This window comes from Roseisalinus antarcticus, from assembly GCF_900172355.1.
Lineage (GTDB): Bacteria > Pseudomonadota > Alphaproteobacteria > Rhodobacterales > Rhodobacteraceae > Oceanicola > Oceanicola antarcticus_A.
The window spans coordinates 137,264-162,914 of record NZ_FWFZ01000003.1 but is presented as its reverse complement, the minus strand read 5'-3'; the positions used below and the strand labels follow the sequence as shown (position 1 = coordinate 162,914).

Here is a 25,651-nt window from a genome sequence, read left to right as displayed (position 1 = left end):
TCAGACCCCCGGTGGCGGTGGCGGGGGCATCACGGTGAACAATTGCGCAAGCTCGGCCACGTCGTCGGCTTTCATCCAGCCGTCCTGGCCGGCGGTCCAGACGTAGGTCTCGCGGGTCAGATCGCCGGTGGCGGCCATCTTGCCCATGCTGGCTTTCGAGAACGGGCCCGAGGTCTCGCCGTTCTTGGCGATGTGCCAGACATGTTCGACCGGCGGCGGCGGCGGGGCGGGCGCGGCGGCGGCGGCGGGCTGACGCGCCCCGCCCCACGGTCCGGCGGCCCCGGCGAACTGGCCGGCCATCTGCCCGGCCATGGCCATGCCCATGCCGGCGCCCATCCCGGCCCCCATGGCGCCCGAGGCGTCGCCGCCCTGGCGCAGGGCCTCGGCGGCTGCGTATTTCATATGCGCGTCGAGATCGCCGGTCAGCCCGCGCGAGGTGCGGGTGTCCAGCGCCTTCTCGACCGCCGGGGGCAGCGAGATGTTCTCGATGTAGAGCTCGGGGATCACCAGCCCGTATTGCGACACGGTGTCGGAGATCGCACCGGCGACCAGCTTGCCCAGATCGGCGGTGTTCGCCGCCATGTCGAGCACCGGAATGCCGCTGGCGGCCACCACGCGGCTGAATTCCTGCACGATGATGTTGCGGACCTGAAAGCTGATCTCGTCCATAGTGAATTCGCCGTCGGTGCCGACGATCTCGGTCATGAAGGTGGCCGGATCCTTCACCTTGACCGTGTAGGTGCCGTAGGCGCGGATGCGGGTCGGCCCGAACTCGGGATCGCGCAGCATGATCGGGTTCTTCGTGCCCCACTTCAGGTCGGAGAACCGGGTGGTGGAGACGAAATAGATCTCGGACTTGAACGGCGACTTGAACCCGTGGTCCCAGTGCTGAAGCGAGGTCATGATCGGCATGTTGTTCGTCTCGAGCATGTAGAGCCCGGGGGTGAACACATCGGCCATCTGGCCCTCGTGGACAAAGACCGCCGCCTGCCCCTCGCGCACGGTCAGCTTGGCGCCGTACTTGATCTCGTGGCCATGCCGCTCGAAGCGCCAGACCATGGTGTCACGGGTGTCATCGGTCCAGTGAATGACGTCGATGAACTGGCCGGACAGAAAGTCGAAGATCGCCATTGTGCGCTCCTGAAAAAGTCAAAGTGGCGGGGCCTGCCCCGGAAGAATGTCACCAAATCGCCGCGCCGGACAAGCTTAGACCGGCCCGCCGACAAGCTCCGTCGCCATCCGGCGGACGATCGGGCCGGCCTCGGCCTCGGTCATGCCGGGGGTGAGGCGGCTGTCGTAGAGCATCCGCAGCAGCAATTCGTCATGGGTCGTCAAAAGGCCGAACTCTTCGTCGTCGTTGAAGATCGAGGGGCGGGCGGCGGGGCTGTCGTTGGCCAGGCCAAGGCCCTGGGCCAGCTCTTCGTGGATGCATGACAGCCGCAGCAGGTCCGGATGTTCGGCCCGGATCAGGGCGACTGCGCGCGTATAGGTCGCGCTTCCCCCCTGCGAAAAGGCGAGCACAAGGCAAAGCGTCCCGCGATCCCGCGTCTGGAACGCGCGGATGGAGCTGTCGGTGATTCCCGGAACAAGCTGCCGCAGGCGCGGCGCGATGTTGTCGCGGTCGTCCTCGGTCAGGAAGAGCACGTGGAAATTGGCGTTGCTTTCGTCGTAGGTGATCGGGTGGCCGGTGACCCGTGCAAGCCGGGCCACGTAGTTGCGCACGTTCGCGCGGTCCTCGGCCTGCTGGCCGGTCGGGACGCCGGGGCCGAATTCGGCCGCGTAGCGGACCGGGATGTCCCAGCGGCGCAGCCGGCTTTGGGTGGTGCGGGCCTGCAGTTGGCCGCCGGTCGAGACGTATTCGTCGTAAAGCGCGATCTGCACGAAATTCCGCGCCAGCATCGTGTCGGTGAAGGGCGTGTCGGGGCCGCCGCCATCGGTGCGCATCAACCCGCGCACCAGAAGGTCGTTTTCCAGCCGCCGGTAATAGGCCGCAAGCGAGGCGCTTTCCGCCGAGGGCCCCACATTGCGCACAGGAGGCGTGGCGCTGGAATTCGGCGCGGAATTGGGCCGGGCGGCGGCACCGTCGGCCTCCGCGCCGCGGTCGGGCGCCGGCTCGCAGGCGGCGAGGCCAAGACAGGCCGTCGCCGCCATCATCAGGATGCGCGACCGATGCCTCACGCGCCGGCGGCCTGTCCGACGGTTTCCCCAAGGCCGGTCTGCTTGGCTTTGGCAGAGGCGAGGGTCTGTCTCAGCTCCGCTTCCATCTTCTGCAGGTCCTGTTCGGCCTCGGCCCGCTTGCGCTTGCCCTCGTCCGCGATCTGGAGGCTTTCGTTGATCGTGGCGATCAGGTTGGCGTTGGCCGACTTCACCGCCTCGATGTCAAAGACGCCACGCTCCATTTCCTGGCGGATGGTCTTGTTGGCGGACCGCAGGTTCTCGGCATTGGCGGTCAGCAATTCGTTCGTGAGGTCATTGGCCTCGCGCACCGCCTTCGCCGCCTCCGAGGAGCGCTGGATCGTGACCGCCTGGGCGAGCTGCGTCTCCCACAGGGGGACGGTGTTGATCAGCGTCGAGTTGATCTTGGTCACCAGGCTCTTGTCGTTCTCCTGCACCAGCCGGATCGAGGGCAGCGATTGCATCGTCACCTGCCGGGTGAGCTTGAGGTCATGCACCCGGCGCTCCAGGTCGTCGCGGGCGGCGCGCAGGTCGCGCAACTCCTGCGCCTTCATCACCCCCTGCTCTTCGGGGGCGGCCTGCACCTCGGCCTCCTTGGCGGGGATGACCTTGTCGTCCAGATCGGCCAGCTTGGCCTCGCCCGCGGCGATGTAGATGGCCAGCTCGTCGTAGAAATTCAGGGTCTTTTCATAGAGCAGATCGAGGCTCTCGATATCCTTCAGCAGCGTGTGCTCGTGCTTGAGCAGGTTGTCGGTGATCTTGTCGATCTGGCCCTGCACGTCCTCGAACCGCGCGGCGAACTTGGCGGCGGGCGCGGCGCGGCCCAGCAGACGCTCCCAGAAGGACCGCTCTCGGCGGACGTCGAGCTCGGAGACATTGAAGCCGCGGATCGTGGTCACGATGTCGCGCAGGCTGTCGCCGGCGGGGCCCACGTCCTTGTTGCGCACGCCCTGCAGCATGGATTGCGAGATCTCCTGCAACTCGGCCTGCGCGGCCGACCCGAAGGCGATGATCGAATTGGTGTCCGACATGTCGATCTCGTCCATACGGCTCTGGATCAGGGTCGAGGTCGGCGCATCGGCGGCTTTCATGGTGACAAGCTCTCCCTTGGGTTCGGGCAGGACGACGGCGGTGACCTTCTCGACATCGGCCAGCGTCGCCTGTGCCTTGGCCATGTTGTTCGCGGTGGTCTCGGACATGAGGCGGTTCCTGTGTTGGGGGCGCAATCAAACGCCTTCGCGCTGCAGTCGATCGCGCAATACCTTGATTTCAATATCCATGTCGGAGCGATCGTCCAACATCATCCGTTCCGTTCGCGCCGCGAAGTTCTGTTCCAGATCCTCGAGCAGGGCCTCGTAGGCGGCGCGGGCGTCGCTGTCCTTCTTGCGGTTCCAGATCTCGACGAACTTCACCGTCGCGTCGCGGGCGCCCATAAGGTAGACGCCCAGAAACTTGCGGGCGCCGGTCAGGTCGCGGGGGTCCTCCTCGACCGTGCGGATCATGCGGCGGGCGGTGGCGCAGAAGCTCGCCACACGATCCTGCAGCGCCCGCGCGTCCGTGGTCTGGATCTTGCCCCAGATCGTGTCGAGATAGGCCTCGGCCTCGTCCACGACGCGGGCGACACGGTCCTGCTGGAACTCGTCGATCCCCTCGACCAGCTTGTCGCGCAGCGGGTCGATGCCGAAGGCCGCGACGTGAAGCCCGGCTGCCGCGACACCATAGAGGACCGCGCCGATAAGGCCCGCATCCCCGGTCCAGCCGGCGATCGCGATGCCGACACCCGTCAACGCCGAGCCCAGCATCTTGCGCGGCAGCGCCGGCCGCCGCGCGACCTTGCGGTCGTCATAGGCGGCCTCGGCGCGCAGCCCCTCGCGGGTCAGCCAGGCGCCGAGGCCCAGGATGGCCGCGCCGACCAGCGCCGTCACCAGCACCACCGGCCCCGAGCCCAGCGAGGTCGCGGCCAGCACGACGGGCGGCAGGAACATCAGGTTCGCCTTCACCCCCGCGCCCGCATCGACGCGGGCGCTGTCCAGCGGGGCCGGCGCCGGCGTCTCGTCCGTCCCGCCGGGGCTGTATCTGCCGCCAAAGCGCTTCGCCATCAGCTCCCCCCGAGAAGGCCCGAGGTGACGCCCAGCGCCAGCAGGAGCAAGAGCACATAGGCGATGGTCCGGAAGGTCTCAGGCATGGGGATCTCGACCGAGCGGGAGGGCCGTTCGGATCGTGCCGGGCGCGGGCGGACGAAGTCGCCCACGATCTGGACCGTGATCACCGCGACGGACAGCAGCAACAGGGCAAGGATCAGTCGTGTCATGTCGGCTCAAAGCTCGTTTTCTCCCCTTTATGATAAGACCGATCGGTCCCGATTACGAGTGTCGCTGAAGCGCGGCGCGCTCTGCATTGAGCTTTCGGGTGTAACCGGACTGCAGGATTTCGACCGCGAAGAGGACGATGACGGAGAAATAGAAGGTGCTCTTGGACATCGGCACGATCTCCTGGCCGAGGACCTTGATGGCCAGGTCCCTGGCCTCCTCATGCGGCATGCCAATTGCCTCGGCGCCGTGGACGGCGGCCTGGCCGGCCTCGCCCAGAAGCACGACACCGACGATCAGCAGGATGAACAGGCCCAGCACCTCGTACATCCGGTTCTTCTTCAGGAACTGCGTGACCCCGTCGGCCAGAAGCAGCATCGCCAGCCCCGAGATCACGATCGCCGCGGCCAGGATCGGAAAGACATCCGTGATCGCGATGGCCGAGAGGACGGAATCAAACGAGAAGATCAGGTTCATGAACACGATCAGCAGGACAACCTGGGTGGCCGAACGCCCGGATTTCCCTTGCACGTCATGGTTCACGTTGTCGAGCGACAGCATGTGGCTGATTTCCTTGACCGCCGTGTACATGATGAAGGCCCCGCCAACGACAAAGACGCAGGTGGCGAAATTGACCCCGCCGGTCAGGATCCCCTCCCACTCAAAGACGTGGAACGGCGATTGCAGCCGGGCCAGAAGCTGCACCATGGCAAAAAGCAGAATGACCCGCAGGGCGACCGCGATCACGATGCCCCAGGTGCGCACGGCCTTCTGCTTGGCGACGGGGGCCCGTTGGCTCTCGATCGAGATGTAAAGCAGGTTGTCGAAGCCCAGAACCGCCTGCAGAAAGCAGAGCATGAGAAGGTTCGTCGCGTTCTCGAGCGTGAGCAGATCGGCCATTTGGCGCTCCCGTTGGTTGTCCGACCCGAAGGATGCATAGTGCCGCCGAGCAGGGCAAGGCTCAAAGCCGCCTTTTGCGCGTGACCTTCGGTTTGGCCCTGGCCGAGGGCCCGCCGCCGGGTCTTGCGCCACCACGGCCCTTGCCGTCGGCTTTCGGGCCCTGTCCCGACCCCTGGCCCGCGCCAGGTGTCTCGGCAAGGCCAAGCTGGTCGCGCACCACCCGCGGTCGCAGTTCCTCGACCTCGCCGGGTTTCAGCGTGCCTAGCTGGAACGGCCCGTAGGAGATGCGGATGAGCCGATTCACCGGAATGCCGATCGCCTCCATCGCGCGACGGATCTCGCGATTCTTGCCCTCCCGCAGGGCGACCGTCATCCAGACATTCGCTCCCTGCTGACGGTCGAGCGTCACGGTCATCGGCTGATAGCGCGTGCCCTCGACCTCGATCCCCTTGCGCAGACGGTCGAGCGCCGCCTCGTCCGGGCGGCCGTGGCTGCGGACGCGGTAGCGCCGCAGCCAGCCCGTCGCCGGCAGCTCGAGCTGCCGCTTGATCTCGCCGTCGTTGGTCAGCAACAGCAACCCTTCCGAGGTCAGGTCCAGCCGTCCCACCGACACGACCCGCGGCATCTCCTCCGGTAGCGCTCCAAAGACGGTCGGTCGCCCTTTCTCGTCGCGCTCGCTCGTCACCAGGCCCGCGGGCTTGTGATAGAGCCAAAGTCGCGGCGGCTCGGGGGCCGGGACAGGCTTGCCGTCGACCAGAATCCTGTCGCGATCGGTGACGTTCAGGGCCGGGCTTTCGATCAGCTTGCCGTTGACGCTGACACGCCCGGCCTCGATCATGCGCTCCACTTCACGCCGCGAGGCCACGCCGCGCCGGGCCAGAACTTTCGCGATCCTGTCGCCTGAGGGTGTCTCTGCCATACCCTTCCTTGCCCTGCCCCATGCACAAAGACAATCCGTGCCCTTCATTGCCTGCCAATATCCCCGCCGGAGGCAGCCCCGGCTTGCACTCTGCGCCGCCCTTGGACATGAAACCCCATGGTGTTTCGCAGTTTCATGACCAGCGCCCTCGACGAGGCCCGCGCGGCGGGGCTCCGCGGCGAAGTGCCCGTGGGCGCGCTCATTGTCGATCCCTCTGGCCGGATCGTTGCCTGCGACGGCAACCGAACCCGCGAATTGGCGGACCCGACCGCCCATGCAGAGATCCTGGCCCTGCGGGAGGCCTGCCGCAAGGCGGGGTCCGATCGGCTGCCGGATCACGACCTCTATGTCACGCTGGAACCCTGTCCGATGTGCGCGGCGGCCATCGGCTTCGCCCGGATCCGCCGCCTCTACTACGGGGCTGCGGACCCGAAATCCGGGGGCGTGGCACAGGGCCCCCGGATCTATTCTCAGTCCCAGAGCCACCACGTCCCCGAAGTCTACGACGGGATCGGGGCCGACGAAGCCTCCCGCCTGCTGAAGGATTTTTTCGCCGATCTCCGCTAGGCCCCAGATTATTCGCGAATAATCTGGTTGCGCTCAGCTCATCGGGTTGCGGTAGATCATCCGGCGGACGGAGCCGGTCTTGGATCGCATCAGGATGGTTTCCGCGGTGATATAGCCCGGCTCCCGCTTGATCCCCGGCAGCAGGGAGCCGTCGGTGACGCCGGTGGCGGCAAAGATCACGTCGCCGGTCACCATGTCGTCCCGGGTGTAGACCCGGTCGAAATTGGTGATCCCGGCCTTCCGCGCTCGGCCCCGCTCATCATCGTTGCGGAACAGGAGCTTGCCGTAGATCTGCCCGCCCATGCACTTCAACGCCGCCGCTGCCAACACCCCTTCCGGGGCCCCGCCCGAGCCCATGTACATGTCGATGCCGGTCACATCGGGCTCGGCGCAATGCATCACCCCGGCCACGTCGCCGTCGGTGATCAGGCGGATCGCCGCCCCTGTGCCGCGGATCTCGTTGATCATCTCCTCGTGCCGCGGCCGCTCGAGCACGCACACCGTGATGTCGGAGGTCGAGCACCCTTTGGCCGACGCCAGCGCCGACACCCGTTCGGACGGCGACATGGAGATCGTGACCACCCCGGGCTTGAAGCCGGGCCCGATCGCAAGCTTGTCCATGTACACATCCGGCGCGTGCAGCATCGTGCCGCGCGGGCCCATGGCGATGACCGCCAGAGCGTTCGGCATGTCCTTGGCCGTCAGCGTCGTGCCCTCCAGAGGATCGAGCGCGATATCGACTTTCGGCCCCGTGCCCGACCCGACCTCTTCCCCGATATAGAGCATCGGCGCCTCGTCGCGTTCGCCTTCGCCGATGACGACCGTGCCCTGGATCTCCAGCTGGTTGAGGCCGCGCCGCATGGCGTCGACCGCCGCCTGGTCGGCCGCCTTCTCGTCACCGCGTCCGATCAGGTAGGCACAGGCGATTGCGGCGGCTTCCGACACGCGGGCCAGCCCGAGGGACAGCATTCGATCGTGGAACTCGGGCGGTTTCGGGGTCATCTGGCGTCCTTCCTTCATGTCATTCGCCGCAAACTATGTCGGTGGGGCATGACAGGGGCAAGACTGGGTGCGCTAACGCCGCCAAACTGTGGTCATGTTTTGTGCGTTGATGGTGCGGGGCGCCGCGCTTGCGCGGACAAGGCGCCCCGTCCCGCAACTCCGCCGTCCGCCCGGACCATGGCCCGCCCGGAGCGCCGCCCTCAGACCTGTTCGATCCGAAGCGCCACCGGGCGCCCGGCGACGACGCCGGTGACGTCCATCCCCGAGATCGCGGCATCCAGCGCCGCGCGGGTCGTCTTGTGCGTCACGATCAGGACCGGCGCCGCCGTGTCCGTATGGCCGTATTGGCGCATCCGGTCGATCGAGATGCCGTTGTCGCCCAGCACGGTTGCGATCTTGGCCAGGGCGCCGGGTTTGTCCATCAGGGCCATGCGCAGGTAATAGGGCGCGGGCACGGCGGAGCTGGCACCGCGCGCGGCCAGCAGCCCGGCCGCAGGCTGGCCGAAGGTCGACAGACGGATCCCGCGGGCGATGTCGATCACGTCGGCCATCACGGCGCTGGCCGTCGGGCCTTCGCCCGCACCGGCCCCGCGCAGGACGATCTGGCCGACCGCGTCCCCTTCGAGCACGACCATGTTGGTGCCGCCCTCGAGCTGGCCCAGGGGCGAGGAATCGGGCACCAGGCAGGGCTGCATCCGCTGTTCCAGCCCGCGGCCGGTCATCTGCGCGACGCCCAGCAGCTTGATCCGATAGCCCATGTCGGCGGCCTGTTCGATGTCCTCGATCGTGATGTTGCCGATGCCTTCAAGCTGAACGGCCGCGAAATCCACCCTGGTGCCGAAGGCGATGGACGCCAGCAGCGACAACTTGTGCCCGGCGTCGATGCCGCCCACGTCAAGCTCCGGGTCCGCCTCGAGAAAGCCCAGCTTGTCGGCTTCCTCGAAAACCGTCTGGTAGGGCAGGCCCGAGGATTGCATCCGCGTCAGGATGTAGTTGCAGGTGCCGTTCATGACGCCCATCACCCGCAGGACGCGATTGGCCGACAGGCCTTCGGTCAGGGCCTTGATGACGGGAATGCCGCCGGCGACGGCGGCCTCGAACCGAATCACATGGCCTGCGGCCTCCGCCGCTTCGGCGAGCGCCTGGCCGTGGTGGGCCAGCATCGCCTTGTTGGCCGTGACCACGTCCTTGCCCGCGGCGATGGCGGCTTCGGTCGCGGCCTTGGCCGGGCCGTCGGAGCCGCCCATCAGCTCGACGAAGACATCCACGTCGTCGCGGGTCGCCAGGGTCACCGGGTCGTCTTCCCAGGCGAGGCCCGAGATGTCGACGCCGCGGTCCTTGTCCCGGCTGCGGGCCGAGACGGCGGTGGCGACCAGCGGCCGGCCGGCGCGGGCCGCGATCAGGTCGGCCTGGTCGCGCAATATCTTGAGCACGCCGACGCCGACAGTGCCAAGACCGGCGATGCCTAGGCGCAATGGGTCGGACATGGGGTGGCTCCTTCGGATCGACGGAAAAGACCGGGTGGCAGCGCCTTAGCCGGAAACCGTGGCTACCGCAACGCGGTGGTGTCGATGCCGCGCCCCATCCGCCGGCGGGTTTCGTCGGGCACCACCGGGCTGCGCAGGCCGGCCGCACGGTTCCGAAGCGCCGCCGCCCGGGCATCGAGCCCTGCGGCCGGGTCGGCCTCGCCGCTTGCCTCGGCGGCCTGCTCAAGGATCGGGCCGATCGGAACAAGGGCGGGGTAGGGGGCGTTGCGGTCAGCCTCCGTCAGGCGGCTGTCGAGCGCCGGAAATCGCGCACAGCCCGCCTGAAGGGCGCAACACAGCAGGATCAGACAGGGCAGGGCGCGGCGCATGGGACATGTCCGAAACGGGGTTTGCGGCGCCATGATAGTCCGGCGCGGCGACAGGAGAAAGCCTGTGGCGCAGGACCATGGCCCGCGCTAGACAGCCGCCATGTTGGAACCGGACGAAAACGGCGTCTATCTGCGCCTCGACGCCTCGCCGATGCGGCGGCTTTTCGCGGTGGGCGTGTTCTATGGCCTCGGCGGGATGGTCGCGTGGCTGGCGCTTGGTCCGCCGCTGTCCATGGGTGCGCGCCTGGGCTTGCTGGTGCTTGCGTTCGCGGCCCTGTTCCAGGGAGAGGCGCTGCGCCGCGCGACGCAAGGGGCCATCCTGCTGACGACCGCGGGGCTGGTCGACGGCTCGGGCCGGGTGCTGGCCGCGCTGGACGAGATCGAGCGGGTCGAGCGGGGGACCTTCGCCTTCAAGCCCTCGCACGGCTTCCTGGTGGTGCTGAAGCACCGCGCACCCCGGGCCTGGGTGCCGGGCATGTGGTGGCGGATGGGGCGCCGGGTCGGCATCGGCGGGGTTACGGCGGGAAGCCAGGGCAAGGCCATGGCAGACCGGCTGGCGATGGTCCTGGCCCGCCGCGACGCTGGCTGACCCCTCGCCCCTCGGCGCGGTCAGCAGAGGGCGGTGTTGATGTCGCCGGAGTTGTCGTTGTCAAAGCACAATTGCGGGGCATAGCGCGGGCGGATCACGGTGAAGCCGTCGAACACGAAGGCATCGAGCCCGATGTTGAACGCGGGCTCATAGGCCAGCCAGGTTTCGACCACGATCAGCTTTTCGCCGTCGGACATCGCCGGCATCTTGGCCGCGACCGCGCTTTCGGGCTCCACGTCGACCTCTTCCAGCGGGGTCTTGCCCGCGGCGCCGACGATCTCGGACCATATGACGTGATGCCGATTGTCGTCCTCGTCCCATTCGATCACGCTGAAGCGCAGACGGTTCGGCTTGCGCGAAAAGGTCATCAGCGCATGAACGTCGCGCAGCGATGCCAGGTAGTCGTCGTTGATCATCGCCGTCTCGCGGCTGAGGATGTCCGCGACCGCGAAGGCGGCCTTGTCGTTGGTCGATTGCGCCTTGAAGGCGTCGAAAAAGACGAAACTCGCGAGATAGCACCAGGTCAGCAGCGGAAAGACCAGCACCGCCTCCACGGCGATGCTGCCCCGTTCATCGGACCTCAGACGCGACAGCCTTGAAAGGAGTTTGCGCAGAATCACGTTGCTATTCCTGGTGGACCGTTGGGTTGCGGATCAATCGCTGACAGAGGTTCGGGGAGGCATCAGTTGGTCAGCCTCAGATCGGTGATGTTGCGGGCGATGGTCGTGAAGGCGGTGGTCAGTTCCTCTCCGGCCACCCGGAAGAAATGCGAGGGCGACGACGCGCAGCTTTCCATCACCGTGGCCGAGTAGTTCGTGACCTCGAAGCCGACCGTGTAGATCACGATGTTCTGCTCCTTGGCGGCCGTGCAGATCCGGTCGAGCCGGGCGTCCTTGGTCGCGGGGCCGATGTTGTTCATCGCCCAGTAGGCATAGGTGTAAAAATCGTTGGATCGCCATTCCCGCGCATAGTTGTGATACCAGGCGTTGTAGAGCAGCGAGACCTTGTCGAAGACCTCGGCCCAGGTCAGGCGCGTGAGCTCACGGGGGATGTCGTCGTAGCCCAGGTTTCCGCTGTCGCTGAAATGCCAGGTGTTGCGCCAGAAATTGCCCCAGCCGTTGCGCTCTCGACGAGAGTTGAACCAGCGCTCGTAGGTGGAATAATCGTTATCGTCGCCGTCGTAGCGGTGCTCGTAGTCGTGGACCCAGAGCTCTCCGTTGTCTTCCTCGTAGACGTTGGACCACCCGTCGCGCAGGGAGTCGTTCAGCCGGTACTGCGTGGTGTTCACGCCGTCCGTCATCACGACGAGGACCTTGATCGCCTCTTCGTCCTCGAAAGTCGCGGGCCGCGCCGCGAAGGCCCCGTCCACCATCCCCTGCTGGATCAGCTCCAGCACGACGTCGTTGGCGCTGGGGTCAAGCAGCGCCGCGCCCCATTTGACGCCGACGTCGATCGAGGTGTTGCCGCCGGCCTGAAGCGCGTTGATCGCGTTGGTGATCGTCGCCAGGTTGTGGGCGAAGGGCAGCACCTCGGCATAGGTGTTCTCGTTGCAGACGAAGGCCCGCTCGTTGCTGTTGTCCACGGTGCCCCAGTAGTAGAACGGATCGAAATGCTGGGTCTGGGCCAGGACGTCCTGGTCCGGGTCGATGCCGGTTGTGTCGAAATCCGCGTCTTCGAAGTTGACGCAGCTCGAGAAGTCGTGGAACCGGTCGAAGTTGTAGGCGTCGGCCAGTTCCGGCGGCAGCGAGACCTGCGTGGCATAGGGAATGATGCTGATCGTGATGTCGCCGAATTCCGTCCGGCTCATCAGGGTCGAGACGAAATTGGTCGCGGCGGTGCGCAATTCCCGGATCTTGGAGCCGCCCATGGAGCCGGAGATGTCGAGAACCATCGAGACTTCGAGGTCGTCGACCCGCTCCGTCGCGGTGGCGCTGGCCGGCTGCACCATGCCGTAGGTGGCCAGGATGTTGAAGAACGGCGAGGTCATCCCGACCTTCGCGTTGACGGTCACGGTGCGGTAGTTCAGCCCTTCGTCGACCTCGATGGATTCCAGGTACTGGATCTGGCCGGCCTTGGTCAGGTAGTCGCGCACGACCTCCTCGGGGTCCATCAGCTGGTCGAGGTCCGCCGCAGCGACCGAGGCCCGGTCAATCGCGTTCTGCAGCATCGACCGCTGGGTTTCGAACCGCATCAGGTCGACCGCCATGCCGACCATCGCGATCATCACGAGGAAGATATACAGCGAAAAGATGATGATCCCGCCGGATTCGCTGTCGCGGAACCTGCGGACCCATCGACTTGCTAGAACTTGGACTGACATCGCGGAATCTTTCCGGTCTTTACCAGGGATGGATTTCATTGGACTACGTTAATCGGTGGATTGGGCAGGACTGTGTCCAGAACATGTGCTTCCTGAGTTATTGTCATATCGACACCTTTCCCCGCGGGCCTAGCCCGGCTCCATCACGAAGACCGAGGTCGAGACCAGCGCGTAGTGGTCGCCCCGCTGTTCCTTCAGCCGGACGCCGAGGCCGAAGTTCGGAAAGATCGGGTCGAACAGCGCACAGACCCGGAGCACCATCAATTCGTGGTTCTGCCCGTTCTGGAAGGTGCGGTTGACCTGCGCCGCCTCGTCCCGGTTGACACAATCGGGTGCGGGGTCGGGCCGGTCGAAGGCACGCGGGTCAAGGCGGATCATCTCGACCTTCACCTGGCTCATGCAATCCGGGATGATGCCGGTGGTGTTGCAGATCATGCGGCGCAGTTCGTCGTTCTCGATCATGTCGCCGGTGCCCAGCCGCACGGCCCGCACGGACAGGTCCAGCCCGCGCTCCAGCATCATCTGCCGCACCATCAACAGGCCGGATTCGAACGCCGAGACCATCAGCACCATGAAGATCGGAAAGATCAGCACGAATTCGACAGTCGGATTGCCGTCCTCGCGTCGGCGGAACCGTCGCAGGCGGGCGATGAGACGCAGGAACATCATTGGATAAACCTCGCTTGGGGTGCCTGGCGCGCGGTGTGCGGAAAGGTCTCCGACCCTTCGGTCCCGGGGGGCCGGTCGACACGGGCAGACGCGGAAGCGCGGTCCTGCATCGACAGCCCGCTGGCATCGTCGACCCGTGCCCTGGCGGAACGGGGCGTGCCGCCGGTGTCCGCCACATCCTCGCCCGAGGTCTGATGCGGCGCAGCGCGGCGGCGCCCCGAATGGGGCGCGAGGCGCAGGAGCCGTTTCGCTGGCAGCGGTCCCATCTTGGTCCCTCGTTGCTGGATGCCGGCCGGCCCCGCAGACAGGACGGCCGCAGAGTCCGGACCCCGGACTCCCTCTCCGTCATATAGCCAGACGAATGGGGCAGCGTTTTGACCGTTCTCCCGACGATTTACTGCAAATGCGCGGGATTCGATGAACGGTCCGGCGCAGGGCGCTGCATTGTAACCACAATGGCAACGTGGCAGCGCCAGCTCGTGTGGGGCGGCCGGGGATCACTGCGCGCAATTCTTGTGCGAATCGTGGTTAAGTGGGCCTGTGCACAGACCGAATCGCGCGACCAAAACAAAAGGTGACCCATGTCCCAACCCCATCGCCCCGCCGGAGAGCCGTCCTTCCGTGAGAGTGTCGATATCATGTTCAACCGCGCCGTCGCGCTGATGGACCTGTCCCCTGGCCTCGAGCAAAAGATCCGGGTCTGCAACGCCACCTACACGGTCCGGTTCGGCGTCCGTCTGCGCGGCGCGATCCACACCTTCACGGGCTACCGCTCTGTCCATTCGGAACATATGGAGCCGGTCAAGGGCGGCATCCGCTACGCCATGTCGGTGAACCAGGACGAGGTCGAGGCGCTGGCCGCGCTGATGACCTACAAATGCGCCCTGGTCGAGACGCCCTTCGGCGGCTCCAAGGGCGGGCTCTGCATCGACCCGCGCGAGTGGGAAGAGCACGAGCTGGAGCAGATCACCCGCCGTTTCGCCTACGAGCTGGCCAAGCGCGACCTGATCCACCCCGCGCAGAACGTGCCGGCCCCCGATATGGGCACCGGAGAGCGCGAGATGGCCTGGATCGCCGACCAGTACCGGCGGATGAACACGACCGACATCAACTCCAACGCCTGCGTCACCGGCAAGCCGCCCCATGCCGGCGGCATCCAGGGCCGGGTCGAGGCGACGGGCCGCGGTGTGCAATACGCGCTTCAGGAGTTCTTTCGCCATCCCAAGGACGTGGCCGTGGCGGGCTTGAGCGGCACGCTCGAAGGCAAGCGCGTCGTCGTCCAGGGGCTGGGCAACGTAGGCTATCACGCGGCGAAGTTCCTGTCCGAGGAGGATGGCGCCCGGGTCATCGGCATCATCGAACGGGACGGCGCACTGTTTTCCGAAGAGGGGCTGGACGTCGAGGCGGTCAAGGAGTGGATCGGCAAGCACGGCGGCGTCGCGAATTATCCGCTCGCGGTCCATCACGAGGACGGCGCGGCCATTCTGGAGGCGGAGTGCGAGATCCTCATTCCGGCCGCCCTGGAGGGCGTGATCCACAAGGAGAACGCCGCCCGCATCCAGGCGCCGCTGATCATCGAGGCGGCCAACGGACCGGTGACGGCCGGCGCGGACGAGATCCTGCGGGCCCGCGGCACGGTCATCATCCCCGACATGTATGCCAATGCCGGCGGCGTCACGGTGTCCTATTTCGAATGGGTCAAGAACCTCAGCCACATCCGGTTCGGCCGGATGCAGCGCCGGCAGGAGGAATCGCGCCATGAGCTGATCGTCCGCGAGCTGGAAAAGCTCTCGGCGGACCAGAACCTGGGCTGGACGCTCAGCCCGTCGTTCAAGGACAGGTATCTGCGCGGCGCGGGCGAGCTGGAGCTGGTGCGCTCCGGCCTCGACGACACCATGCGCGGCGCCTACCAGTCGATGTCCGAGGTCTGGCATTCCCGCGACGACGTCCACGATCTGCGCACCGCGGCCTATATCGTTTCGATCGGTCGGGTGGCCTCCAGCTATCGCGCCAAGGGGCTGTGACGGGGGCGGGCCGGGGTTGACGGCTCTCGTCCGGCCCCGGCACTGTTGCAAAGGACGGAGGCGGAACGGAGGAGGCCGGATGGTTCATTTTCTGCATATCCTCGCAGGGGTTCTCTGGGGCGGCGGCACCTATGTCTTTGCCCTGCTCGTCTTCCCGGCCATGGCGCGGCAACCCGCGGCCGAGGCCGGGCGCCTGTGGCACTTGATGGCCCCCATGACCGGCCCGGTGATGGCCGCGTCGGCGGGGATCGCCATGGTCTTCGGCCTCTGGCGGGCGTCGCAGGCGTTGACCAGCTTCGACAGCCTGTTCCTCACCGGCTATGGCTGGGCGGTGATCGCGTCCGTGGTGCTCTGGGGGGCGCTCGGGGCCACCGGTGCGCGGTTCCGCAAGGCGCTTGTGGCACTGATGGAGGATCCAGCGCGGTATTCCGCCGATGCCCCGTCGCTTGCCCGCCGCGCCGGGCTGGTCGATTGCGCATTGATGACCCTTCTGATCGGCCTGATGGCGCTCATGGGGCTCGCGGTGGTGTGATCCCGCCCGTCCGGACCGCGATAGGGCGTTGCCCCTGCCTCGCCGTTCGCTAGTCTGAACCCGACCAAGGGGGACGACATGGCCTATTCCGGCTGGCGGATCATTCGCGAAGCGCTCACCGGCAACGCCGGCTGGGCGCCGGTCTGGCGCGATCCCGCCCCGCGGGACGCCTATGACATCGTCATCATCGGCGGCGGCGGCCACGGCCTTGCGACGGCCTACTACCTCGCCCGCGAGCACGGTTTGAAGAACATCGCCGTGGTGGAGAAGGGCTATATCGGCGGCGGCAATGTCGGTCGGAACACGACCATCGTGCGGGCCAATTACTTCCTGCCCGGCAATTCCGAGTTCTACTCTCATTCGCTCAAGCTCTGGGAAGGGCTGGAGACGGAGCTGAACTACAACGTGATGCATTCGCAGCGGGGGCTGATCAACCTGTTCCACTCCGACGGGCAGCGGGACGCCTTTGCCCGGCGGGGCAATGCGATGGCCAACCAGGGCGACGATGCGGTGCTGCTGGACCGCGAGGGTGTCCGCGCGCATCTACCCTATCTCGATTTCGACAACGTCCGCTTCCCGGTCTATGGCGGCCTGCTGCACCCGCGCGGCGGCACCGCCCGGCACGACGCGGTGGCCTGGGGCTATGCGCGCGGCGCGGACCGGCGCGGGGTCGATCTGATCCAGAATTGCGAAGTCACCGGAATCGACATCGAAGGCGGAAAAGTGACAGGTGTGCAGACCTCCCGGGGGGGCATAAAGGCCTCCAAGGTTGGAATTGTGGTCGCCGGCCGCTCGGGCCAGGTGGCGGCGATGGCCGGGATGCGCCTGCCGATCGAGAGCCACGTTCTCCAGGCTTTCGTGACCGAGGGGCTCAAGCCCTGCATCGACCACGTGGTCAGTTTCGGCATGGGCCACTTCTATATAAGCCAGTCCGACAAGGGCGGGCTGGTGTTCGGCGGCGACCTGGATTTCTACGCTTCCTACGCGGCTCGCGGCAACCTGCCGATGAAGGAACACGTGATGGAGGCCGCGATGACCCTGATGCCGATGATCGGCAAGGCGCGGGTCCTGCGGTCTTGGGGCGGGATCATGGACATGACGCCGGACGGCTCTCCGATCATCGACAAGACGCCGGTCGAGGGGCTCTATATCGACTGCGGCTGGTGCTATGGCGGGTTCAAGGCGGTGCCGGGCTCGGGCTTTGCCTTCGCCCACCTGATCGCCCAGGATCGCCCCCACGACAGCGCCGCGCGGCTGCGGATGGATCGCTTCGCGAAGGGACGCGGGCTCATGGACGAGGAGGGAACCGGTGCGCAACACAATCTTCACTAGCCTGGCGGTGCTGGCGCTGGCGGCCGGCGGCGCGGCACAGGCGCAGGACCGGCCCGAGGGCTGCTATGCCCGCGCCTACAGCGCCGAACATCTGGCCGCCCATCCCGATCAGGTGGTCGCCGGCATCACCGTCGGCTTCTATTTCGACGAACCGCATGACGATTTCTACACCGAGGTGATCGCGCAGATGGCCAACCAGGGCCATGCGGCCAAGGACGGCTTCGGCGGCCGCGAGCTGTCCCAGATCGCGACCTGCTTTCAGGACAACGACGGCTGGTATTGCTCGGTCGATTGCGACGGCGGCGTGATCCATATCGACGGGTTCGACGACGAATCCCTGCAGGTCCACACCTCAGGCTTTACCATCGGCCCGGCGGACGGCTGCGGCGGCACGACGACGCTGGCCGAGATCCCGGGCGAGGCCACGACCTATCGCCTGTTCCGCGCCGCCCCCGAAATCTGTGAGTCCAACGAGCAAACGGAGTAACCCCATGACGCACCGGCTTTACCGCAACGCTCTTCTCGGGCTGCCGCTGGCGGCACTGGCCCTGGCGGGCTGCAATCAGGCGGCCGGGACGATGGGCCCGGCCCCGCGCGTGACCCAGGCGTCGGCCCCCGCGCCGGATACCGCCGGCCAGGTCGCCACGGCGGTGGCGGCAAAGCTCAACACGCAGGTCGGGCAGGCCATCGAAGGCGGGGTGCAGGTCCTGGGGGCGCAGGCCGAGGGGCCCAACGTGGTCGCTGATTTCGGCGTTCCCATCGCCGGTGCCGGGCTGACCGAGGACGAACGGGCCGAGGTCGGCCCCCTCTTCACGGATGCGCTGCGCAGCGGATTCTGCGCCGATGACACCGCGCAGACCTTCTTCGATCTGGGCAATACCCTGCGGGTGCGGTTCCAGGGCTCGGACGGGGTCGATCTGGCCGACGTGTCGTTGAATTCCTGCTCCGGCTGAGGCTGCATGCGCATACCCTGCCCCCATTGCGGGACCCGTGACCTGCGGGAGTTCACCTATCAGGGCGCGGCCCTCGCGCAGCCCGAGGGCGACTGGTCGCCCGACTGGGACAGCTACCTCCACCTGCGCGACAACCCGGCGGGCGAGACCCGTGACCGTTGGTATCACAACCCCTGCGGGACCTGGGTCGTAGTCACCCGCGACACGGTCAGCCATGCGGTGACGGGCGGCATCGCGGCGCGGGAGGCCGGCGCGTGAGAGTCGCGGGTTTCGGCATCCACGCGGGCGCGGCGGCCCGGTTCCGGTTCGACGGCCAGAGCTTCGAGGGCCGGGAGGGCGAGCCGCTGGCCGCGGCACTTCTGGCCAACGACATCCGCCTGGTGGGCCGGTCGTTCAAGTATCACCGCCCGCGCGGGATACTGACAGCGGGATCCGAAGAGCCAAACGCGCTGGTCACCACCGGCGACGGGGCAGGGGCGACGCCGAACGTGCGGGCCACGGTGCAGGAGGTCTGGGACGGGCTCGAGGCCCGAAGCCAGAACGCCTGGCCGTCGCTGCGGGCCGATGTGATGGCGGTCAACGACCTGGCGTGGCGGTTCCTTGGTGCAGGTTTCTACTACAAGACTTTCATGTGGCCCCGGGCCTTCTGGGAAAGGGTCTACGAGCCAATCATCCGGCGGGCCGCGGGCCTTGGCGGTCTGTCGGGCGCACATAACCCCGACCGCTATGAGAGGGCCTTTGCCTACTGCGACCTGCTCGTGATCGGCGCCGGGCCGGCGGGGCTGATGGCCGCGCTGACGGCCGGTCGGTCCGGCGCCCGGGTGATCCTCGCGGACGAGGACGCGCGGATGGGCGGGCGCTGCCTGTCCGAACGTTTCGAGATCTGCGCGGGCCCGGCCCATGTCTGGGCCTCCGGCGTTCTGGACGAGCTGGCGAGCCTGCCGAACGTCACGCTGATGCCGCGCACCACGGTGACCGGCGTCTATGACCAGGGGACCTACGGGGCGCTGGAGCGGGTGGGCCTGCACCGCGCGGCCGATCCGCGATTGCCGCTCGAATGCTTCTGGCGGATCGTGGCGAAACGGGCGGTCCTGTGTGCTGGCGCGATAGAGCGGCCGGTGGCCTTCAAGGACAACGATCGGCCCGGGGTGATGACCGCCTCGGCGGTGCGCGGCTACCTGAACCGTTGGGGCGTGGCGGCCGGGCAATCGGTGACGCTCTTTGCCAACAACGACGACGCGCACCGCACCGCGCGGGACATGGTCGCCGCCGGGATCAAGGTCGCGGGCGTGATCGACAGTCGGGACACCGCGCCCGACAGCCGGGATTACCCGGTCTACCGGCAGGGCCGGGTGGTCGGCACGCGCGGGCGGCTGGGGCTGACGTCGATCTCCATCGCGCATGCGGGCGGCGTCCGGGACATCCGCACCGATTGCCTGGCGATGTCCGGGGGCTGGAACCCCTCGGTGCACCTGACCTGCCACCTCGGTGCCCGACCGGTCTGGGATCCCGAGACGCAGGCGTTCCTGCCCGCCGACGGCGCGGTGCCCGGGCTGGCGGTTGCGGGGGCGGCGCGGGGCGTATTCTCGACCGCCGGCTGCCTCGCCGACGGCGTGGCGCAGGCGGCCTCGGCGCTGGAGGCGCTGGGCCTCGCCGCGCCCAAGATCGATCTGCCGGATACGGAGGACGATCCCTACCGCCTCGCCGCGCTGTGGCAGGTGCCGGGAAAGGGCCGCGCCTGGCTGGATTTCCAGAACGACGTGACGGTCAAGGACGTGGTGCAGGCCGCCGCCGAGAACTTTCGCTCGGTCGAGCACATGAAGCGCTATACGACGCAAGGCATGGCCACCGACCAAGGCAAGAATTCCAACGTCGCGGCGCTTGCGGTGCTGGCCGACGCGACCGGGCGGGGGATCGCCGAGACCGGGACGACCACGTTCCGCCCGCCGTTCTCGCCGGTCTCAATCGCCGCGCTGGGGGCGGGGGCGCAGGGCAAGGGCTTTGCCCCGCAGCGGTTCACCACCTCGCACGCGGCCAGCGTGGAACGGGGCGCACCGATGATCGAGGCCGGGCTCTGGTATCGGCCGAGCTACTTCCCGCGGGCGGGCGAGGCGACCTGGCGCGAGGCCTGCGACCGCGAGGTCGGCATGGTGCGCGGGGCGGTCGGGGTCTGCGACGTGTCGACCCTGGGCAAGATCGACATCAAGGGCCCTGATGCGGGCGCGTTTCTGGATTTCGTCTATGCCAACACCTTTTCGAAGCTGAAGCCTGGGCGAGTGCGCTATGGTCTGATGCTTCGCGAGGACGGGCATGTGATGGACGACGGCACCACTGCCTGCCTGGGCGAGGGCCATTACCTGATGACGACCACCACCGCCGCCGCGGGGCTGGTCATGCGGCACCTGGATTACGTGGCGCAGGTGCTGCGGCCGGAGATGGACGTGCAGATCGCCTCCGTCACCGAGCATTGGGCGCAGTTTGCCGTGGCCGGGCCAAAGTCGCGGGAGCTTCTGGACAGCCTGCTGGACGCGCCCGTCGACCCGGAGGCGTTCCCCTTCATGGCCTGCGGTCCGGTCTCCGTCACGGGCGTGTCGGGGCGGCTGTTCCGGATCTCTTTCTCGGGCGAACATGCCTACGAGGTGGCTGTTCCGGCAAGATACGGGGCCGCGCTGTGGCGGCTGCTGGTGGCGCAGGCAGAGGTGTTGGGCGGCGGCGCCTACGGGATGGAGGCGCTCAACGTGCTGCGGATCGAGAAGGGTTTGTTGACCCATGCCGAGCTGCACGGCCGGACGACGGCCTTCGATATGGGCCTGGGCGGGATGCTGTCGAAGAAGAAGGATTTCGTGGGCCGCGCCGCCGCCGGCCGCGCGGGCCTGCTTGAGGACTCCCGCCAGCAACTGGTGGGGCTGAGGCCGGTCGAGGCCGGCGCCCCGTTACCCGCCGGAGCGCATCTGTTCGAAAAGACGGCCCCGGCGGTGCGCGGGAACTCGCACGGCTACGTCACCTCGACCGCCCATTCGCCGACGCTTGGCACGACGCTGGCGCTCGGGTTTCTCGCGAGCGGGCGGGCGCGTCATGGCGAGACGATCCGGCTGGTGGACCATATGCGCGGGGTCGAGACGCTCTGCGAGGTAACCGGCCCCGTGGCCTTTGACCCCGAGGGAGGACGGGCCCGTGGTTGATCTGATCGCGCTGACACCCTGCGCGGGGCTTTTGCCGCTGACGGTCGGGAATCTGGCCCTGGCCGAGGTTGACGCAGGGCCGATCCATTTGATCGCGCCGTTTCGCGGCGGGCAGGCGGCGACGGACGCGGCGCTGTCCAAGGCGCTCGGCCTCGAGATGCCAGGGCCGCAGGCGACGACCCGGAAGGGCGCGGCGCGGATGCTGTCCGTCGGTCCGGGGCAGGCCCTTTTGCTCGGGGCCGCGCCACCCGCCCTCGATCAGGCCGCGGTGACGGACCAGTCCGACGGCTGGGCCGTGGTCTCGGTCACCGGGCCCGACGCGCGGGAGGTGCTGATGCGCCTGGTGCCGGTGGACCTGCACCCGGGCGCCTTCGCCGTGGGCGCCACGGCCCGGACCATGGTGGGCCACATGACCGCCAGCGTCACCCGCACGGACGAGGAGGCGTTCGAGATCATCGTCTTCCGGTCGATGGCGCGGACCCTGGTGCACGAGCTGTCCGAGGCGGCGACAGGGGTCGCGGCGCGGGGCTGATCGCCTCGCCGCCGGTCAGGTCGCCCAGCCCACATCGGCGAGATAGGCGACCACCGCCGCCCGCACCGATTGATCGCCGCGCGCCGCCGCCTCCTCGATCACCGTGCGCACCTCGTCGAGATTGCAGCGCAGGATCAGGTGCTTGACCGGCCCGATGGAGGCCGGGCGCATGGACAGGGCGCGAAAGCCCATGGCCGCGAGGCACAAGGCCTCGACAGGCCGCCCGGCATCCTCGCCGCAAAAGCTCAGCGGCGTGTTGTGGGCCTCGCAGCGGTCGATGACCTGCCGCAGAAAGCGCAGGAACGAGACGTTGAGCGTGTCGTAGCGCCTGCGCACCCGCTCGTTCTCGCGGTCTGCGGCGAAGAAGAACTGTTTCAGGTCGTTGCCGCCGATCGAGAGGAAATCCACCTCGTCGTAGAAGACATCCGGCGCAAAGCCGAGCGAGGGCGTCTCGAGCATCGCGCCGACCTCGACCGTCTCGGGCATCGGGTGGCCAAGGACCTTTTCGCGCTCCAGCGCCTTTTCGAATTCACAGCGCGCGGCGCGGAATTCTTCCATCTGCGCCACGAAGGGGAACATCACCGTCAGAGGCCGGCCCGCGGCGGCCCGGATCAGCGCCTGCACCTGCATCCGCAACACCCCGGGCTTGTCCAGACCCACGCGGATGGCGCGCCAGCCCAGGGCGGGGTTCGGCTCGTCGTTGGGCTTCATGTAGGGCAGCACCTTGTCCGAGCCGATATCCAGCGTCCGGAAGGCCACGCGCTTGCCCTGGGCCGCGTCCATCACCCGGGAGTAGAGCGCCGAAAGCTCTCCGCGCCGGGGCATCTGGTTGCGGATCAGGAACTGCAGCTCGGTCCGGAACAGGCCCACGCCCTCGGCCCCCGAGGAGCCCAGCGACGGCAGATCGGCCATCAGCCCGGCGTTCATGTGCAGCCCCACCACGGAGCCGCAAAGCGCCTTGGCGGGCTGTTCGCGGATCGAGGAATAGCGTTCCTGGGCGCGGGCCTTCATGGCGATCTTGTCGCGGAAGGCATTCTGCACCACGTCGTCGGGACGCAGGTGCACGATGCCCTGGTCGCCGTCCACCAGGATCGGATCGCCGTTCAGCGCCTCGGTCGTGATCTTGCCGGCCCGGATCACCAGCGGGATGGCCCAGGCGCGGGCCACGATGGTGGCATGGCTGCCGACCGAGCCCTCTTCGAGCACGATGCCCCGGATGCGCTTGCCGTATTCCAGCAACTCGCCCGGCCCGATGTTGCGCGCCACAAGGACCGGGTCCTCGGGCATTTCGGCGCCGGTCTCCTGGCCCTGGCCTGTCAGGATCCGCAGCAGCCGGTTCGACAGATCGTCGAGATCGTGCAGACGCTCGCGCAGATAGGGGTCCGTTGCCTGGCCCATGCGCGTCCGGGCAAGCGATTGCTCTTTCTCGACGGCGGCCTCGGCGGTCAGGCCGTTGGCGATGTCGGCCTCCATCCGCCGCAGCCAGGACCGCGAATTGGCGAACATGCGGTAGGATTCGAACACCTGTTTCTGCTCGGCGTCCACCGCCTGGCTGTTTTCCAGAAGATCGTCGACCGAGACGCGCAGACGCTCGATCGCGTCCGTCATGCGGGCCTGTTCGGCGACCGGATCGTCGCTGACCGGGTTGGTCACGGTCACGCGGGGCTCGTGCAGGAAGACATGGCCCTCGACCGCGCCCTCCTGGCCGATCAGGCCGCGAATCATCACCGGCTGCTGGTGCCGGGCAGAGAGCGCGGCCCCCTCGCCGACAAACGCGCCCAGCTCGGTCATCTCGGCGATGACCATCGCCACGACCTCGAGCGCATAGACCTCGTCGGGGGTGAACTGGCGGGCGGCCTTCGACTGCACGACCAGCACGCCCAGCGCCTCGCCCAGCCGCTGGATCGGGATGCCGCAGAACGAGGAATACCGTTCCTCGCCGGTCTCGGGCATGTAGCGGAAGCCGCGCTCGTTGGGCGCGTCGGCGGTGTTGATCTGGCGTTTGGACTTGGCCACGCGGCCGACCAGGCCCTCGCCCAGGCGCATCCGGGTCTGGTGGACGGCCTCGGCCTCCAGCCCCTCGGTGGCGCAAAGCTCCAGCGTTTCGGTGTCGCGGAACAGGTAGATCGAACAGACCTCGGTGCTCATCGAGGTGGCGATCAGTTGAACGATCTTGTCCAGCCGGGTCTGGCCCGCGGCATCCTCGGCCATGACGTCGCGCAACCGCCCGAGAAGCTTGCGGCTTTCGCTTTCGAACTCGACCGCCATGCTGGCTCTCTCCTCGGTTCGCCCGATTTGACTCTATAGGCCACGTGCCTTCGAAATGAAACGAAGATCGCCGGGTCGCCCTGACGAAACACGCATCGAATGCGCTGTTTCTGAGCGGTCGTGACGACAAGTGCGCCGCTGCGCGGAAGTTCCGGGCCCGGCTGCGGACCCGTCCGCGATCAGGCCGCCTTGTCCAGCCCGAAGCTGTCGTGCAGCGCCTGCACCGCAAGCTCCATGTAGCGGCGGTCGATCAGCACGGAGATCTTGATCTCGGACGTGGTGATGACCTTGATGTTGATGTTCTCGTTCTTCAGCGCCTGAAACATCTGCGCGGCCACCCCCGCGTGAGAGCGCATGCCGATGCCGACCACCGACACCTTGCAGACGCCGGTATCGGCCACGAGGTCGTGGTAGTTGATCTCGCCGCCGGCCTTGGCATCCTCCATCGCCTTCTCGGCGCGCGGCACCTGGTCCACGGGACAGGAGAACGTCATGTCCGTGCGCCCGTCCTCCGAGATGTTCTGCACGATCATGTCCACGTTCACGCCCGCATCGGCCAGCGGGCCGAAGATGGCGGCGGCGATGCCGGGCCGGTCGGCCACGGAGATCAGCGTCATCTTGGCTTCGTCGCGGCTGTAGGCGACCCCGGCGACAACATTGCTTTCCACGATATCCTCCTCCGCGCAGACGAGGGTTCCGGCCTCGTCGCTCTGTTCCTCGAAACTGGACAGCACCCGCAGCCTGACCTTGTAGCGCATGGCCAGCTCGACCGACCGGGTCTGCAGGACCTTGGCGCCCAGCGATGCAAGCTCCAGCATCTCTTCGAAGGCGATGCGGTCAAGCTTGCGGGCCTTGTCGCAGATGCGCGGGTCGGTGGTGTAGACGCCGTCGACATCGGTGTAGATGTCGCAGCGTTCCGCGTCGAAGGCGGCGGCAAAGGCGACGGCGGTGGTGTCCGACCCGCCGCGCCCCAGGGTCGTGATCCGGCCTTCGGGGCTTACGCCCTGAAAGCCCGCGACCACGGCCACGCGCATGCCCTCGCCGAACTTGCGCAGGATGTTCTCGGGCGGGATCTCGTCGATCCGGGCCGAGCCGTGGGCCGAATTGGTCCTCAGCGGCACCTGCCAGCCCTGCCAGCTGCGCGCCGGCACGTCCATTTCCTGCAAGGTCAGCGCCATGAGGCCCGCGGTGACGTTCTCGCCGGAGCTGACGACCGCGTCGTATTCCCGGGCGTCGTAGAGCGGCGAGGTCTCACCGACCCAGCCCACCAGCTCGTTGGTCTTGCCGGACATGGCCGAGACGATGACGATCACGTCATAGCCCTTGGCCACCTCGACACCCACGCGCTTGGCCGCGCGCCGGATGCGGTCCAGCGTCGCGACGCTCGTGCCGCCGAATTTCATCACCAGTATGGGCATTGTCCCTCGCGCCCTCGATCGGCTGCGCTCTTATTGCGCGGCGCGGTCTTCTGCAAGGCGGAGGATGAGATGCGCGATGCATGCAGGCCGAGCGTGGCGCAGGTG

General features: G+C 67.3%; 25 protein-coding genes. 10 read left to right on the top strand and 15 right to left on the bottom strand.

All coding sequences use genetic code 11. The features are described 5' to 3' along the window. The 7 genes from ROA7023_RS04595 to ROA7023_RS04565 form a co-directional block, all read right to left on the bottom strand. Positions 1-1,131, bottom strand: a complete 1,131-nt coding sequence (locus tag ROA7023_RS04595) for an SPFH domain-containing protein (RefSeq protein ID WP_085877842.1) — start codon at positions 1,129-1,131, stop codon at positions 1-3. Between the two features lie 75 nt (positions 1,132-1,206). After that, positions 1,207-2,178: a DUF2927 domain-containing protein gene (locus ROA7023_RS04590; protein ID WP_234992022.1), complete on the bottom strand. Its 972-nt coding sequence runs from the start codon at positions 2,176-2,178 to the stop codon at positions 1,207-1,209. Beyond that, complete coding sequence (locus tag ROA7023_RS04585) at positions 2,175-3,374, bottom strand: toxic anion resistance protein (protein ID WP_085877841.1); 1,200 nt, start codon at positions 3,372-3,374, stop codon at positions 2,175-2,177. The genes ROA7023_RS04590 and ROA7023_RS04585 overlap by 4 nt, the downstream gene beginning before the upstream one ends. A 27-nt stretch (positions 3,375-3,401) precedes the next feature. Further along, positions 3,402-4,274 carry a 5-bromo-4-chloroindolyl phosphate hydrolysis family protein gene (locus tag ROA7023_RS04580; protein ID WP_085877840.1) on the bottom strand — a complete coding sequence of 291 codons (873 nt, stop codon included), beginning with the start codon at positions 4,272-4,274 and terminating at the stop codon, positions 3,402-3,404. Next, positions 4,274-4,486 carry a hypothetical protein gene (locus ROA7023_RS04575; RefSeq protein ID WP_085877839.1) on the bottom strand — a complete coding sequence of 71 codons (213 nt, stop codon included), beginning with the start codon at positions 4,484-4,486 and terminating at the stop codon, positions 4,274-4,276. The genes ROA7023_RS04580 and ROA7023_RS04575 overlap by 1 nt, the downstream gene beginning before the upstream one ends. Positions 4,487-4,538: 52 nt before the next feature. Next, complete coding sequence (locus ROA7023_RS04570) at positions 4,539-5,384, bottom strand: TerC family protein (protein WP_085877838.1); 846 nt, start codon at positions 5,382-5,384, stop codon at positions 4,539-4,541. Between the two features lie 61 nt (positions 5,385-5,445). Next, a complete protein-coding gene (locus ROA7023_RS04565; RefSeq protein WP_085877837.1) occupies positions 5,446-6,303 on the bottom strand; it encodes a pseudouridine synthase in 858 nt (285 codons plus the stop codon). Between the two features lie 117 nt (positions 6,304-6,420). Between ROA7023_RS04565 and ROA7023_RS04560 the strand changes: the two genes are divergently transcribed. Beyond that, positions 6,421-6,870 (top strand): nucleoside deaminase, encoded by a 450-nt coding sequence (locus ROA7023_RS04560; RefSeq protein WP_085877836.1) that lies wholly within the window; start codon positions 6,421-6,423, stop codon positions 6,868-6,870. A 33-nt stretch (positions 6,871-6,903) separates the two neighbouring features. On the opposite strand, the gene glpX is transcribed toward ROA7023_RS04560, so the two are convergent. From glpX to ROA7023_RS04545, 3 genes are all read right to left on the bottom strand, one after another. Beyond that, positions 6,904-7,872: a class II fructose-bisphosphatase gene (gene glpX, locus ROA7023_RS04555; protein ID WP_085877835.1), complete on the bottom strand. Its 969-nt coding sequence runs from the start codon at positions 7,870-7,872 to the stop codon at positions 6,904-6,906. A 200-nt stretch (positions 7,873-8,072) separates the two neighbouring features. Beyond that, positions 8,073-9,359 carry a homoserine dehydrogenase gene (locus ROA7023_RS04550; protein ID WP_085877834.1) on the bottom strand — a complete coding sequence of 429 codons (1,287 nt, stop codon included), beginning with the start codon at positions 9,357-9,359 and terminating at the stop codon, positions 8,073-8,075. Between the two features lie 62 nt (positions 9,360-9,421). Further along, positions 9,422-9,727: a hypothetical protein gene (locus tag ROA7023_RS04545; RefSeq protein WP_085877833.1), complete on the bottom strand. Its 306-nt coding sequence runs from the start codon at positions 9,725-9,727 to the stop codon at positions 9,422-9,424. 100 nt (positions 9,728-9,827) lie between these two features. Between ROA7023_RS04545 and ROA7023_RS04540 the strand changes: the two genes are divergently transcribed. Next, on the top strand, positions 9,828-10,316 hold the full coding sequence (locus ROA7023_RS04540) for a hypothetical protein (protein ID WP_085877832.1): 489 nt from the start codon (positions 9,828-9,830) through the stop codon (positions 10,314-10,316). 20 nt (positions 10,317-10,336) lie between these two features. On the opposite strand, the gene ROA7023_RS04535 is transcribed toward ROA7023_RS04540, so the two are convergent. The 3 genes from ROA7023_RS04535 to ROA7023_RS04525 all read right to left on the bottom strand — a co-directional run bounded on the left by ROA7023_RS04535 (position 10,337) and on the right by ROA7023_RS04525 (position 13,302). Further along, positions 10,337-10,936, bottom strand: coding sequence for a TadE/TadG family type IV pilus assembly protein (locus ROA7023_RS04535; RefSeq protein WP_085877831.1), 600 nt, complete (start codon positions 10,934-10,936; stop codon positions 10,337-10,339). A gap of 62 nt (positions 10,937-10,998) precedes the next feature. After that, entirely contained in the window at positions 10,999-12,636 is a 1,638-nt protein-coding gene (locus ROA7023_RS04530; RefSeq protein ID WP_159458439.1) for a TadE/TadG family type IV pilus assembly protein, read from the bottom strand. Between the two features lie 129 nt (positions 12,637-12,765). Next, the gene (locus ROA7023_RS04525) at positions 12,766-13,302 is read right to left on the bottom strand and encodes a TadE/TadG family type IV pilus assembly protein (protein WP_159458438.1); all 537 of its coding nucleotides are present in this window, start codon (positions 13,300-13,302) and stop codon (positions 12,766-12,768) included. A gap of 584 nt (positions 13,303-13,886) precedes the next feature. Between ROA7023_RS04525 and ROA7023_RS04520 the strand changes: the two genes are divergently transcribed. The 8 genes from ROA7023_RS04520 to ROA7023_RS04485 all read left to right on the top strand — a co-directional run bounded on the left by ROA7023_RS04520 (position 13,887) and on the right by ROA7023_RS04485 (position 21,860). Further along, entirely contained in the window at positions 13,887-15,329 is a 1,443-nt protein-coding gene (locus tag ROA7023_RS04520; RefSeq protein ID WP_085877828.1) for a Glu/Leu/Phe/Val family dehydrogenase, read from the top strand. Positions 15,330-15,408: 79 nt separating this feature from the next. Next, the gene (locus ROA7023_RS04515; protein WP_085877827.1) at positions 15,409-15,861 is read left to right on the top strand and encodes a CopD family protein; all 453 of its coding nucleotides are present in this window, start codon (positions 15,409-15,411) and stop codon (positions 15,859-15,861) included. A 78-nt stretch (positions 15,862-15,939) separates the two neighbouring features. Beyond that, positions 15,940-17,193: a sarcosine oxidase subunit beta family protein gene (locus ROA7023_RS04510; protein WP_085877826.1), complete on the top strand. Its 1,254-nt coding sequence runs from the start codon at positions 15,940-15,942 to the stop codon at positions 17,191-17,193. After that, complete coding sequence (locus ROA7023_RS04505; protein ID WP_085877825.1) at positions 17,171-17,680, top strand: hypothetical protein; 510 nt, start codon at positions 17,171-17,173, stop codon at positions 17,678-17,680. The genes ROA7023_RS04510 and ROA7023_RS04505 overlap by 23 nt, the downstream gene beginning before the upstream one ends. A gap of 4 nt (positions 17,681-17,684) precedes the next feature. Beyond that, positions 17,685-18,146, top strand: coding sequence for a hypothetical protein (locus ROA7023_RS04500; protein WP_085877824.1), 462 nt, complete (start codon positions 17,685-17,687; stop codon positions 18,144-18,146). Positions 18,147-18,152: 6 nt separating this feature from the next. Beyond that, positions 18,153-18,404: a sarcosine oxidase subunit delta gene (locus ROA7023_RS04495; protein ID WP_085877823.1), complete on the top strand. Its 252-nt coding sequence runs from the start codon at positions 18,153-18,155 to the stop codon at positions 18,402-18,404. Continuing rightward, positions 18,401-21,328 (top strand): sarcosine oxidase subunit alpha family protein, encoded by a 2,928-nt coding sequence (locus ROA7023_RS04490; RefSeq protein WP_085877822.1) that lies wholly within the window; start codon positions 18,401-18,403, stop codon positions 21,326-21,328. The genes ROA7023_RS04495 and ROA7023_RS04490 overlap by 4 nt, the downstream gene beginning before the upstream one ends. Then, positions 21,321-21,860, top strand: coding sequence for a sarcosine oxidase subunit gamma (locus ROA7023_RS04485; protein WP_085877821.1), 540 nt, complete (start codon positions 21,321-21,323; stop codon positions 21,858-21,860). Before ROA7023_RS04490 ends, ROA7023_RS04485 begins: the two co-directional genes overlap by 8 nt. Before the next feature lie 15 nt (positions 21,861-21,875). Here the strand turns inward: ROA7023_RS04485 and ptsP are convergent, their stop codons facing one another. Both ptsP and ROA7023_RS04475 read right to left on the bottom strand, forming a co-directional pair. Beyond that, positions 21,876-24,128, bottom strand: a complete 2,253-nt coding sequence (gene ptsP, locus ROA7023_RS04480; RefSeq protein ID WP_085877820.1) for a phosphoenolpyruvate--protein phosphotransferase — start codon at positions 24,126-24,128, stop codon at positions 21,876-21,878. Positions 24,129-24,307: 179 nt separating this feature from the next. Continuing rightward, positions 24,308-25,546, bottom strand: coding sequence for an aspartate kinase (locus ROA7023_RS04475; protein WP_085877819.1), 1,239 nt, complete (start codon positions 25,544-25,546; stop codon positions 24,308-24,310). Between the last annotated feature and the right edge of the window lie 105 nt (positions 25,547-25,651).